The organism is Pseudomonas corni (assembly GCF_057128765.1).
The window spans coordinates 81,915-94,660 of the sequence record NZ_JBSKHW010000016.1 but is presented as its reverse complement, the minus strand read 5'-3'; the positions used below and the strand labels follow the sequence as shown (position 1 = coordinate 94,660).

14 protein-coding genes are annotated in these 12,746 nt (G+C 56.8%); 4 read left to right on the top strand and 10 right to left on the bottom strand.

Translation table 11 applies throughout. From position 1 onward, the window contains the following. Positions 1-50: 50 nt before the first annotated feature. The 8 genes from ACWKV9_RS22380 to ACWKV9_RS22345 all read right to left on the bottom strand — a co-directional run bounded on the left by ACWKV9_RS22380 (position 51) and on the right by ACWKV9_RS22345 (position 7,281). Complete coding sequence (locus ACWKV9_RS22380) at positions 51-812, bottom strand: 1,6-dihydroxycyclohexa-2,4-diene-1-carboxylate dehydrogenase (RefSeq protein ID WP_483838285.1); 762 nt, start codon at positions 810-812, stop codon at positions 51-53. A gap of 10 nt (positions 813-822) precedes the next feature. Then, entirely contained in the window at positions 823-1,845 is a 1,023-nt protein-coding gene (gene benC / locus ACWKV9_RS22375; protein ID WP_483838284.1) for a benzoate 1,2-dioxygenase electron transfer component BenC, read from the bottom strand. Between the two features lie 10 nt (positions 1,846-1,855). Further along, the gene (gene benB, locus ACWKV9_RS22370) at positions 1,856-2,344 is read right to left on the bottom strand and encodes a benzoate 1,2-dioxygenase small subunit (RefSeq protein WP_483838283.1); all 489 of its coding nucleotides are present in this window, start codon (positions 2,342-2,344) and stop codon (positions 1,856-1,858) included. Further along, a complete protein-coding gene (locus tag ACWKV9_RS22365) occupies positions 2,341-3,717 on the bottom strand; it encodes a Rieske 2Fe-2S domain-containing protein (protein ID WP_483838282.1) in 1,377 nt (458 codons plus the stop codon). Before ACWKV9_RS22365 ends, benB begins: the two co-directional genes overlap by 4 nt. An 86-nt stretch (positions 3,718-3,803) precedes the next feature. Further along, on the bottom strand, positions 3,804-4,772 hold the full coding sequence (locus ACWKV9_RS22360; RefSeq protein ID WP_483838281.1) for an AraC-like ligand-binding domain-containing protein: 969 nt from the start codon (positions 4,770-4,772) through the stop codon (positions 3,804-3,806). Positions 4,773-4,872: 100 nt separating this feature from the next. Next, positions 4,873-5,778 carry a catechol 1,2-dioxygenase gene (gene catA / locus ACWKV9_RS22355; protein WP_483838280.1) on the bottom strand — a complete coding sequence of 302 codons (906 nt, stop codon included), beginning with the start codon at positions 5,776-5,778 and terminating at the stop codon, positions 4,873-4,875. A 61-nt stretch (positions 5,779-5,839) separates the two neighbouring features. Further along, entirely contained in the window at positions 5,840-6,130 is a 291-nt protein-coding gene (catC, locus tag ACWKV9_RS22350) for a muconolactone Delta-isomerase (protein WP_483838279.1), read from the bottom strand. A gap of 29 nt (positions 6,131-6,159) precedes the next feature. Continuing rightward, the gene (locus ACWKV9_RS22345) at positions 6,160-7,281 is read right to left on the bottom strand and encodes a muconate cycloisomerase family protein (RefSeq protein ID WP_483838278.1); all 1,122 of its coding nucleotides are present in this window, start codon (positions 7,279-7,281) and stop codon (positions 6,160-6,162) included. A 102-nt stretch (positions 7,282-7,383) separates the two neighbouring features. On the opposite strand from ACWKV9_RS22345, the gene ACWKV9_RS22340 reads away from it, so the two are divergent. From ACWKV9_RS22340 to ACWKV9_RS22325, 4 genes are all read left to right on the top strand, one after another. Continuing rightward, on the top strand, positions 7,384-8,250 hold the full coding sequence (locus ACWKV9_RS22340) for a LysR family transcriptional regulator (protein WP_483838277.1): 867 nt from the start codon (positions 7,384-7,386) through the stop codon (positions 8,248-8,250). Positions 8,251-8,359: 109 nt separating this feature from the next. Next, complete coding sequence (locus tag ACWKV9_RS22335) at positions 8,360-8,764, top strand: hypothetical protein (protein WP_483838276.1); 405 nt, start codon at positions 8,360-8,362, stop codon at positions 8,762-8,764. Continuing rightward, on the top strand, positions 8,764-9,450 hold the full coding sequence (locus ACWKV9_RS22330) for an RES family NAD+ phosphorylase (RefSeq protein ID WP_483838275.1): 687 nt from the start codon (positions 8,764-8,766) through the stop codon (positions 9,448-9,450). The genes ACWKV9_RS22335 and ACWKV9_RS22330 overlap by 1 nt, the downstream gene beginning before the upstream one ends. Positions 9,451-9,542: 92 nt before the next feature. Continuing rightward, the gene (locus ACWKV9_RS22325) at positions 9,543-9,932 is read left to right on the top strand and encodes a GNAT family N-acetyltransferase (RefSeq protein ID WP_483838274.1); all 390 of its coding nucleotides are present in this window, start codon (positions 9,543-9,545) and stop codon (positions 9,930-9,932) included. 137 nt (positions 9,933-10,069) lie between these two features. On the opposite strand, the gene ACWKV9_RS22320 is transcribed toward ACWKV9_RS22325, so the two are convergent. Further along, positions 10,070-11,428 (bottom strand): SNIPE associated domain-containing protein, encoded by a 1,359-nt coding sequence (locus tag ACWKV9_RS22320; RefSeq protein ID WP_483838273.1) that lies wholly within the window; start codon positions 11,426-11,428, stop codon positions 10,070-10,072. Positions 11,429-11,608: 180 nt separating this feature from the next. After that, positions 11,609-12,577 (bottom strand): hypothetical protein, encoded by a 969-nt coding sequence (locus ACWKV9_RS22315; protein ID WP_483838272.1) that lies wholly within the window; start codon positions 12,575-12,577, stop codon positions 11,609-11,611. Between the last annotated feature and the right edge of the window lie 169 nt (positions 12,578-12,746).

The window sequence follows — 12,746 nt, the reverse complement described above, 5'->3', positions numbered from 1 at the left end:
TGAACGATTGAGCAATTGCGCAGTGCTGAGCAGTCGCCAATTAGCCACTCTCAGCCCAGATCGCCTCCTCCCACCGGCAGCGTCACGCCGGTGATGTAGGAAGCCTCATCGGATGCCAGGAATAAAATAGCGCCAGCCTGCTCATCGATGGTTCCGTATCGCTTCATCAGACTGCTGTCGAGTGTCTGGTCGACGATTTGCTGATACCAGCCCTTTTCCTGCTCGCTATGCGGCTGACTGTTGCGGGGTATACGGCGTGGCGGCGCTTCGGTGCCGCCGGGCGCGGTGGCGTTGACGCGTATCCCGCTTCCGGCGGTCTCCAGCGCCAGGCACGCGGTCAGCGCATTGACGCCCCCCTTGGCCGCGCCGTAAGGCACGCGGTTAATGCTGCGTGTGGCGATCGATGAAACGTTGACGATGGCGCCGCTGCCCTGCTCAAGCATGTAGGGCAAGACGCTGTGGCAGCACCACAGTGTCGGAAACAAAGAGCGGCGAATTTCAGCTTCGATCTCCTCCTCAGCGTAGTGCTCGAAGGGCTTGGCCCAGATCGTGCCGCCCACATTGTTGATCAGGATGTCTATGCGCCCGAAACGCTCTTTAGCCGCAGCCATCACCTTTGCGCACTCTGGGTAGCGCTCAAGGTCAGCAGTCAGCGTCAATGCGCGTTCGTGTTGCAGTTCGTGGACCAGTTCGGAGCGGTCGATAGCCACCAGCAAGGCACCCTCTTCCAGCAAACGCTCGGCGACCCGTCGGCCGATGCCTTGGGCTGCGCCGGTGACCAGCGCAACCTTTTGATTGAAACGTGCGTTCATTTCAGTCTCCTCAGGCGGCATCGCCGGTGACGATTGCATTGGGCGTGAACTTCTCATAATGGAAACTGGCCGGGGCGACCCCCTGATCCCTGAAGTACTGACGTACCGCATCAACCATGGGCGGAGGCCCGCACAGGTACACGTCTATTTCGCCGTCGTTGAGCAAACCTGCTGACATGTGCTGGGTGACATAGCCTTGGTGCGGATGCAGCGTATGAGGGTCGGCAACGCAGGTCACGAAGCGGAAGTTCGGTAGGCGCGCAGCGAAGGCTTCCAGAGCATCGACCATCACCAGGTCCTGATCGCGGGTCACGCCGTAGATGAGCGTAATCGGCTGCGCCTCGTTGCGCTCAGCCAGCACTTCCAGCATCGACAGGAACGGCGCAAGCCCGGTGCCACCTGCCAGAAACACAAGCGGGCGCGTCACCGCTCGCAGGTAAAAGCTCCCTAGCGGCCCGGTCATCGGAACCTTTTCGCCAGCCTGAGCACGGGCCAGCCAACTGCTCATCAAGCCGCCCTGCACCTGTTTGATCAAGAAGCTCGCGCACTTATCGCCAGGGCGGCTGCTGAATGAGTACGAGCGGGTTTGCTCGCTGCCGGGCACGCCAATATTGACGTACTGGCCGGGCAAAAACGCCGGTGCCTGGTCCAGATCGAAGCTGATCTCGATCGCGGCATCGGCATGGGCGCTAATGCGCGTGACGCTGGCGGCAAATTGGGCCGTCCCGGTTTTGCAGAGAGTCGAGGACACAGGCACCGCGATCACGCAGTCCGACTCAGGCACCATCTGGCAGGTCAGCACCTGCCGTTCTTGGGCTTCGTCCTCACTGAGCGCGTCGTCGATGTAGTCGTCGCCCAGATCATAGGCGCCGGTTTCACAGCGGCATTTGCAGGTTCCGCACACGCCGTCCGAGCAATCCATGGGCAGGTTGATGCGTTGGCGGAAGGCGGCGTCGAGCACCTTCTCACCCACTTTACAGTCGATGAAACGGGTCACCCCGTCTTCAAAATTAAGGGCGATGGAATACGTCATGGGTCTGTCCTCAGATGTGATAGATGTCGATAACCTGATGGATGTAATCGTTCTTGAGCACCACCTTCTTGCGCGTGATCAGCGGCTGTTGCCCGCTGACATCCAGGCGATAGAAAGAAGTGCCGAAGTACGAGTCCGTGGTCTTGTATCGATGGCTGAGGGTTTGCCAGTTGAAACGCAGTTCCACATTTGTACCCTCTTCGCTGAGCACCTCCAGATTGGCGATGAAATGTGCGGTGCGAGGCTCAGGTGTACTGGCGCTGGAGCGTTCGGTCTTGATACGAAACACGCGATCCTCCAGGCCATCGCGGCTGGGGTAATAGATCAGCGAGATTTCGCTCTGTGGGTCTTGCGTCAGCGTGTCGTGGTCGTCCCACGCAGGCATCCAGAACTCGGCGTCGGGCGAGTAGCATTCCAGCCATTCGTCCCACTGGCGGTCATCCAGCAGCCGCGCTTCGCGGTAGAGAAAAGCCAACAAAATGTCACGGGAAATACTCATGACTGCGCCTCCTTGTCCGTCGCAATCAGGCGTTGCTGCTCAATCTCGATCGCTCGTTGCAGGGTGGCTGCCCAGTGGGCGTGTTGGCGCACGAACAAGCCTTCATCCTCGGTTTTCACGCCACTGAGCTGGGGGTTCATGCCCATGGCGCGCGCATTGTCGTCAGCGCCTTCGATCCACTGTTTAGCGCCCCGACTGAGGTCGTTCCACAGACTTTTCGCACCCTGATAACCCGTCTGACAGGCGCGAAACTCCTCCAGATCATCGGGCGTCCCCATGCCACTGACGTTGAAAAAGTCCTCGTACTGGCGAATCCTGGTCGTGCGCTCCTGAGCGCTTTCACCCTTGGGCGCCATGCAATAGATCGTCACTTCGGTCTTGTCGACCGAGATCGGCCGTACCACACGGATCTGCGTCGAAAACTGATCCATCAGGTAAACGTTGGGATACAGGCAGAGATTGCGGGTCTGATCGACGATGAAATCCGCGCGCTCCTGGCCAAGACGCTCGGCCAGGACGGATCGGTGAGCATGAACCGGACGCACCTCAGGATTGAGCAACCGGGTCCAGAGCAGAATGTGGCCGTGCTCGAATGCATAGACACCGCCCAGGCTCTTGGACCATCCATTGGCATCGACCGTGCGCGTGCCTTCGGTCTCGTAGTTACGTCGGCCCATGGTTGCCGAGTAATTCCAGTGCACCGAGCTGACGTGATAGCCGTCGGCACCGTTCTCGATCTGCAATTTCCAGTTGCCGTCGTAGATGTAGGAGGAACTGCCGCGCAGCACTTCCAGCCCTTCAGGTGCTTGATCGACCATCTGATCGATGATGACCCGGGTTTCGCCCAGGTAATCACTCAACTCCGGAACGGCCTCGCTGAGACTGCCAAACAGAAAGCCGCGATAGTTTTCAAAGCGGCCCAGGCGCGTGAGGTCGTGGGAGCCATCGCAGTCGAAGCTGTCGGGGTAGGCCCCGGTCTTTGCGTCTTTGACTTTGAGCAACTTGCCGGCGTTGCTGAATGTCCAGCCGTGGAAGGGGCAGGTAAACGAGCCTTTGTTGCCCTGTTTGCGACGGCACAGCATGGCGCCACGGTGAGCGCAGGCGTTGACCAGGCCGTGCAGCGCCCCTTGTTTGTCGCGGGTGACGACGACGGGCTGACGGCCGATGTAGGTGGTGAAGTAGTCGTTGATTTCAGGCACCTGGCTTTCATGCGCCAGGTAGACCCAACCGCTTTCAAAGATGTGCTTCATCTCAAGCGCGAACAATTCAGTGTCGGTGAAGATGTCGCGGCGGCAGCGGAAGACTCCGGTAGCGGGATCTTCCTGAACGGATTCGCGCAGTTGATGGGCGAGTCTGTCGAGCGTGCTGTTCATGGGGGTAAGCCCTCCGTTGTTTTTGTATCAGGCCTCCTTAACCTACGTGTTCGCCTACCCAGACAATATCCGCCTACTGCAAATCGCTATCCGCCTGGCGCAACGGGCTGACGCTGACGCCGCCAGGTCTGCGACGGCAGCTCGCCAAAGCGCTTGCGGTAGGCCTCGGAGAACCGTCCCAGATGCATAAAGCCATAGCTCAACGCTACTTCGGTTACGCTGCGCGCGGTCACGCGCTGCAGTTGGACATGCACCTGCTCCAGTTTGCGCTGACGCATGTAATCCCTGGGCGACAGGCCCACCTGACGCTCGAACAGGGTGTACAGCGAGCGTTCACTGACCCGCGCCACCGCCATTAGCTGTTCAACGCTGATGTCCTCGGTCAGATGGTCCTCGATGAACTGCCGCACCCGCTCAAAGCCGCCCCGTTCTTCTAGCCCCGGTACGACCCTCAGTACGTTGCTTGCCAGCAGAGCCAACAGTTTGTTGGCGACAATCCGCTCGTACAGGGATTGAACCTCCCCTTGCGCTGCATTTTCGGCTTCGTGACAGATCAGCGCCAACAGCTGCACAAAGCCGCTCATCGCGCTGAGGTCGTGGCGCTCGGCAACAAAGCGGATGCCCTGCTGCGGCAGCATCCACTGCTGCTCAAGACACGCGTTTTCCAGCAACCTCACGGGCAGCTTGACGATGAATTTTTCGCAGTCTGCCGAGTACGTCAGGTCCACCGGATCATCGGGGTTGATCAGCAGAATCTCGCCGGCACTCAAAATCCGGTCCTTGCCATTAACGACCGATCGGCAGTGCCCCTGAAGCAGGATCTGCAGGTGATAAATGGTTTCCAGTGCATCGCACGTGACGCGTACCGGCGCGCCGTAACTGAGACGGCACAAGTCCAGAGTCGAAAACGTGCGGTGGCAGATGCTGGCCTCGGGACGGCCACGGGGTGGCAGGCGGATGCAGTGACTGCCGACGTGCTGATTCACGTATTCAGACACGGCATAGGCATCGGCACGATCAAAAATCTGACTGCGCTCACTCAATAACACGGTCATGTTTGCGCCTCTTTTGTTTTTTTATTCAAGGCCGGGTTGAAGCCACAAAGCCCTCGACAGCAAACGCTGCGAGGGCTCGGGATTCAAGAAAAACGATGCGTCAGATCTCCAGCGCCCTCACCCGCTCAGGACGACTTTCATCCTTGGGAGCGGCGGTCGGTTGAAGCACGAAGTCGAACTCGATGTCCGCACGCGGGCCGTTGGCATTCTCACTGAAATGAATCTCGGCAATCAGCTCATCACGGGTGGCGTACGCGAAGTCATCGTGCAGGTATTGATCGCCTGCCAGGTTGATTTGCGTGGTCAGATGGCGATGTCCGGGCGCTGAAATGAAGAAGTGAATGTGTGCAGGACGCTGACCGTGGCGCCCCAACTGATCAAGCAGTTGCTGGGTTGGACCGTCGGGAGGGCAGCCGTAGCCCGAGGGCACGATACTTTGGAAACGATAGCGCCCATCGGCGTCGGTCAAAATGCGACGACGCAGGTTGAACTCGGACTGCGAAGGATCGAAATACGAGTAAGTGCCGCCAGTGTTCGCGTGCCAGACATCTACCACCGCATTGGCCAGCGGCTCGTTATCGGTGCCACGTACCTGCCCGGTCATGAACAACACCGTGCCAGGGTCCTGGCCGTCATCCAGGCGGGCATAGTGCTCTGACAATGGGGCACCGGCCACATACAACGGGCCCTCGATGGTGCGTGGCGTACCGCCCGTATGGCCAGCCTGTTCATCTTCGGCGTCCATCAGCAGGTCCAGATAATGCTCCAGCCCAAGGCCCGCAACGATCAGCCCTGCCTCTTGGCGGCTGCCGAGATCATTCAGGTAATTGACGGCTTTCCAGAACTCTTCCGGGGTTATCTGCAAATCCTCGATGATTTTGATCGAGTCATTCAGCACACGGTGAACAACGTTCTTCATCCGCTGGTTGCCAGTTGGCTGATCGAAGCCGGATGCCTTTTCGAAGAATTGCTGCACTTCAGCAGTTTGGGAAATACGAACGGTCATGGTCTTTTGTCCTCATCACTATTATTTATCTTGTCGATGTCAGTGCTGCGAATCTCTGAACTCAGCGGTCGTCGGCATGGATCGACGACGGGTGGCGGCACATCGGTGTGACTTCAATTTCCATGTACGGATACAACGGCAACTGCATCAAAGTGTCATGCAGCGTCTGGTTATCCGGCACATCGAATACGCTGACATTGGCGTAGAGGCCAGCGAGGCGCCATAGATGGCGCCAGGTGCCTTCCTGTTGCAGACGCTGGGCCAATTCCTTCTCATCGGCCTTCAGCTGGTTGGCCTTTTCAACTGGCATATCGGTCGGCAGTTTGACGGTCATGCGTACGTGGAAAAGCATGCTGTGGGTATCCTTTTGGTAATCACTGATCAGCGGCGCGCAAAGCGCGAAAGACGTTCTTCATCCAGCTCGATTCCCAAACCGGGGGTGTGGGGAATCATCAGCTGGAAGTCTCGATACACAGGGGGTTCAACCAAAATGTCTTCGGTCAACAGCAGCGGCCCGAACAGCTCGGTATGCCATTCCAGCTTGTCGAGCGTGGCGAATGCGTGGGCGGATGCCAGCGTGCCGATGCTGCCCTCGAGCATGGTGCCCCCGTACAGCCCGATGCCTGCGGCCTGAGCTATCGCGGCCGTGCGCAATACCGCCAGTGGGCCCCCGGTCTTGGCGATTTTTAGCGCAAAGATAGACGCAGCGCCCATTTGCGCGAGGGCGAAGCTGTCCTGAACCGACTCGATCGCTTCATCGGCCATTAGGGGAATTGGACTGTGGGCACTGAGGCGCGCCATACCCGGACGGTCATAACGAGACAGCGGTTGCTCGATCAGCTCGACGCCTGCATCGGCCAGCAGGCGGCAGGCGCGTATGGCGACGGCCTCGCTCCATGCCTGGTTGATATCAACGCGCACGCTGGCGCGATCACCAAGGGCGCGTTTGATCGCCGCCACGTGGGCGATATCGCGGGCAGGTTCTCCGGCCCCGATCTTCAACTTGAAATGGCGGTGGCGACGCAAGTCGAGCATGCGTTCGGCTTCCTCGATATCCCGGGCGGTATCACCGCTGGCCAGGGTCCACGCGACTTCCACGCCATCTCGCACGCGACCGCCGAGCACTTCCGCCACCGGCAGCCCGAGGCGCTTGCCTTGGGCATCGAGTAAGGCAGTCTCCACGGCGGAACGCGCAAACGTGTTGCCACGAATGGCGCGGTCAACCCGTTGCATGGCGGCGTTGAGGTTGGTGGCGTCTTGCCCGATCAGCAGAGGCGCGAACCATTTATCGAGATTGACCTTGATGCTTTCCGGGCTTTCCCCAGCGTAGGCCAAGCCCCCGATGGTGGTGGCCTCACCGACGCCGATGATGCCGTCACTGGACTGAATTCGCAGAATGACTAGCGTTTGGCCGTGCATGGTATGCATGGCCAGTTTGTGCGGTCTGATGGTAGGCAGATCAACGATTTGGGTATCGAAGCGTTCGATGGTGATAGCGGTCATGAGCGTTCCGTCTGCATTGTGTTTGTTCTTGGTCAGAGATTGACGCTGGGCAAGCGGACCGTCCAATATTGATTAAGTCTGGTTTGATACCCTGGAGGTATCGTGGAGCTTCGTCATTTACGCTACTTCCGGGTGCTCGCACAGACCCTTAACTTCACCCGCGCAGCCGAGCAATTGAACATCGCCCAGCCGCCATTGAGTCGTCAGATCCAGCAACTGGAGGATGAATTAGGCGTCGCGTTGCTGGAGCGCTCCAGGCCATTGAAGCTGACCGAAGCGGGTCGTTTTTTTCACGAACACTCCAGTCAGTTGCTGGAACAGCTCGCTCGTATAGCGGAGGACACCCGGCGTGTTGCCGCAGGAGAAAAACGCTGGCTAGGGATTGGCTTCGCGCCATCCACGCTGTATGGCGCGCTGCCTGAATTGATCCGTCGGCTACGCGGCTGCGGCGATGTAGAACTGGGCTTGTCAGAGCTGATCACCTTGCAGCAGCTGGATGCGCTAAAGAGCGGCCGCATCGACATTGGTTTCGGCAGAATGCTTTTCGACGATCCCGCCATCACTCAGGAAATCCTGCGTCAGGACCCTTTGGTGGCGGCACTGCCGGCTGGCCACCGGCTGTTGTCAGGCCCCGCCACGCTGAAGGAACTGGCCGCCGAGCCTTTCATCCTTTACCCAGGAACCCCTCGCCCCAGCTATGCCGACCATGTCCTGGGCATCTTTGCGGCACAAGGCCTGCGGATTCGAGTGGCGCAGACAGTAAACGAAATGCAGACCGCCATCGGCCTCGTGGCTGCGGGCATCGGTATCACCCTGGTGCCCGCATCGGTTCAAAGGTTGCATCGCGATGACATTGGCTACACCCCGTTGCTGGACAGTGCCGCGACCTCACCCATCGTCGTGAGTTATCGCGCGGGGGATGTTTCCCCGGTATTGAAGCAGTGCCTGCAGTTGCTCTATCAAAAATGAGCGACGCACCCGGCCACTGGCTTGGAACCATTGGCCATAATTATCGGAAATTTGCTCTAAAGACGTTTTAGGTTTAGATTTGCGTCTGTAGACCCACAAGGAACCTTTCATGACATCTGCCCTTGCCTCCCAGTCGCTTACCAAGAATCAATGCGTGGTAGGCCTGCAAACAGCCGTGACCATTTTCGAAAAATGGAATGCGACGGTGGATCAGGTGTGCCGCACCCTGCGCATATCGCGCAGCACCTACACCCGGGCAAAACAGCGTGACCCCAAGTGGTCGGTCAGCCTGGACGCCGATCAGATGCAGCGCATCAGCTTTGTGCTGAACATCCACGCTGCACTGCGACTTGTCTTCGATAACCCGGATAACGTGTATGGCTTCCCTTCAAAGGTAAATCACAACGACTTCTTCAACGGTCGCTCCCCCCTTGAGGTTCTGTCCCAAGGCGACATGATTTCCCTCTACGAGACCTTTCGCCGTATTAATGTGCTGAGGGGCGCACAGTGGTGATGCTGAGTCAGTTGCCCGATCTCCCTGGCGAGCCGCTACAAACTTATCGCCTGATCAACTCGAAATTCCCGCCCATTGCACTGTTTGATGACGTAGCGGATGCAGGGGAATTCGACGCGCTTTACCAGATCCAGGCGCTGACCAACCCGCGATTACTCAACGAGATTGGGGTGATCGAGTTGATCCCGCGCGAGCAAATCCCGTTTGGCATCCCCGGTTGCTCGTATGCCACCGCCCCCTTTACCCACGTCAACCCGGATGGCTCGCGGTTCAGTGATGGCAGCTTTGGCGTTCTCTACCTTGCTGACAACATGGAAACCGCATTGGCAGAGGTGGCGTATCACCAGAACAAGTACTGGTCGAAGGTGGAAAGTCTTAGCTACGAGCGGTTTGTATTCCGGGGGCTGATCTGCAGATTCAGCGACTCAGCGATGAAAGACGCCTCAGTGCTTCCCATGACTGACCCAATTTATGACCCCAACGATTACGCCCATTCGCATCAGCTTGGCAAGGCAGCGAAAGCCGCCAAATGCCCTGGGCTGAAGTACGGCTCGGTGCGGTCGGTGGGCAATCACTGCTGGGCATTGATGACGCCGACGCTGGTTACCTCGATCCATCAGACCGCGCATTACGAGATGATCTGGAATGGCCGGATTACTAGCGTTAATAGGGTTAGTGGGGCGTGAAGTGCTGCCGGGAGGATCAAAACCCCCTTGTGATGTTATGCGCAGCTTCCAATAACGACCTGGAAGATCTGATAGCCATCAGAATTGAGGCGATGCGCGAGAGCCTTGAACGGCTTGGACGATTTGACCCAGATCGGGCGCGCGAACGATTCGTTATGGGGTTCGACGCCAACAGCACACGCCGCATAGAAGTAGCAGGTGATATGGTTGGTTTTGTCGTTATCAAGCAACATCATAGCGAGCTTCTGCTTGATCACTTGTATGTGATACCAAGCGCTCAAGGAGCCGGAATTGGTTCTGAAGTTCTTAAGCAGATTTTCAAAGAGGCGGATGAGATGGGGCGTTCCATTAAGGTTGGCGCTCTCAAGGAAAGCGATTCCAATCGCTTTTACATTCGACATGGCTTCGCGTTTGTCGAAAGCGGCGAGTTCGATAATTATTATGCCCGGGCTTACGGCAACCACATTAATTTGGATGATTAGGCAGATATTGAAGCCGAGGCCTGTCAGAGGCGGCACCGATAGATAGGCACCCACTCGCAGGACAGCAATTCAGTAGCCTCATTCGCCCGCTGGGTTGGCAGGCGCGTGAGTGAGAACATCCTTTGTTACTTCGCAGGTTAACTCTGCGCTGCCGATCTTTCCGCCTGCTGGATTGCGGGCTTGGGTAAAGCCATACGCAGGCTTTCGCGGTACTGTTGCGCCGGCGCTTCGTGGGTGACCTCGACAACAGCGTCGTAGTTATCTCGAATGACCGACTCAATCTCAGCAATGTCAGCACGGAAGAACTCTTTGCGTCCATTTACCTTGTTAAGGCGGCCTACCGCAAAGCGCTCATGAAGCTTTGCTTCTAATGCTGGTGCATTGTTGGAGAAAACCATTGCATGAACGTCAAACCAAAAAGGCACTGACGCATCACCTAACTCATCAACGCGGTCCAAAGGCTCCAGTCGGCGGGTCATACCGATTTTGTAAACACCCTCCCCGAACGCACCTACGTTTGAAATCACGTACACGTAGCCCGCTTTGGCATTCTGCTCCCGATAGTCAATAAGCTTTTCTTCGCTCTCAAGTTCGGCTCGACCCGCTTCAACTTCAGCCAGCTTCGCCAACAGGGCTGCACGCTCCTCGTCAGACTCTACTTTGTCCAAACGAATCTGAAGGTCGCGCATAGCGGTGGTGAAGTGCTTGCGCTCTTTGGCGATCTTTTCTCGAGCTGCGCGAATTTCCTGCTCAAGTTTTTGCTGTTCCCGTAGCTCTTCACGGGCACGCTTAGCCTCCTCTTTCTCCTCTTGCTTTTTGATCTGAAACTCTTGCGCCAGATGCAGTTCATCGAGTTTCAGCGCTAGGTACTTACGGGATATTTCCACATCCATAATCTTGCCAAGCCGGTTGCAAGTTTCGAACGATTTCAGAATTCGTTTCTCACCCATTTCGACGTTGTCGAACTTGACATTGTCAACGCAGTAATCGGCCTCATTGTTGAAGGATCGAATCACTAACTTGATCATGTCATTAACGAGCTTGCGTCCTTGCACCTTGCTATCGTTCACCGTCCAACCAAGGTTACCGGTTGCCGCTTCTGCGCTTTTGATCATCACTTTCTGACGCTCGCGGACATTGTCCAATCGTGACTTGTATTCTTGGCTGCTGGTCAGCTTGAACTTGGGCTCATAGAGCGCAAAACTTTCGAGAAGCAACGTCTCTTCCCACACCAGGATTTGGTTCTGCAAATCAGCGGAGCGTTGCGCGAGCGCTAACATATCCCGCTCCGCGCTCTGAGCTTCATGACGAACAGCAGCAAGCTTTTGTTTCTCTTGCTCGATCAATCCAAGGACCTCCAACGCGTCCATGGCACCGACTTTCCTCATAAGCGCTTGCAACTGCGCATACCGCGACTGAAGTTCTGTAAGTTGGATGTCTAGATCATCCGCCCGCTGGCGGTGTGCCGGGCCATGCCAAAAATCACTGAAAGACATAGGTTCCTTCCCTATTACTGCATCGATGGTCGTCCGGTTCTGAAAGAACTCAGACGTCTTTATAGCGCACTCAGGCCTCGACTATTGATTCAGTCGGAATCGGTCGCCATGATCGATGGACGGATCAACGACTTCGACGATGTTTTGGTGCGTGTAATCCACCAAAATCCCCCTCCCCACTCACTGATAATGATCCCGCTTCAACCTGTCCAAGCGCGCTCTGTCCAGCGACGCTCTTGGCTGCAATTCACACCCTGTCGTTTCAAACGTGTACCCACGCTTCGCGGGCGTCGCCAGCACTGCGCGATCTGCGCTGATCAACGCCACCCACTCCTCACGTCCTCTCCCCGGAATGCCGCAGTCCTTGGGATGAAGATGAAACGATGCAAAGACGAGGCTTTCCTGTAGCACTTCGTCCGAGTGACTCAAGACGTATGTCCAGGAATTCAAAGCGATCAGGACCGTTGTAAATGCACCTCCGGTTACCACGATCAATCGAAAGAGCTCCCGTCGATCTTTTGTGCCCAAGACATGCTTGCGCCAGTTCAAGCTGTTAAGCGGATCACGCCTTATGCGGGCAGTAAAAGTTGGTCGAATGGCAGCAATGACAACATAAGTGGCACTGACCGACAGACTGATGACGAGGGTGCCGATGTAAGCCCACGACCCAATCAGCAAAATTGTGGTAAGCGCCCGTTGGGCTAGAGGGAACTGCGCTGGATCGACGCGCGTTAAGTTGAGAATGTATGAATCGGCGTAGGCACTGGAACGGATCGCTAACCCCAAAGTGCCCAAGGCAGTAAGTGCGGTCATCCACCACACATGAGCTCTGAATCGCTGCACCAACCCGAAATGTCTGGCAGACAAAACCGTCGAGCTCAGACAGACGATGCCCAAAGTCAGCACCACTACGGTTTGACTGACCGGCCCTCCCGTCACCGTCCAGAGCATCAACACCAACAGGCCAACGAGTGAGACCACCGTCCCCCCGGTCCAATACTCGTCTGCACCCCACCACCTGAAGCTGTAATTGAGCTTCCAGGGAAAGTGCTTCAGGTGAGTTCTAATGAACAAAGGCCGATCATAACGATGGTCAATCACAGCCAGAACGACAGCAAAAAACAGATAGATCACAATGTACGGCAGCATTGATCTTGAGCATCCCTTCACAAAATTCGGCCGTTGTTATCTCACGTGTGTCAGTCGATTTCGAGCCCTTGTCCTTACCCTGCTCCAAAAGCGCACTTGATCGTTCAAACACTCGCGGCCAAGGACCTTTCCAAGGATGCCTGACCAGATGATAATGCGAGTGTTTATC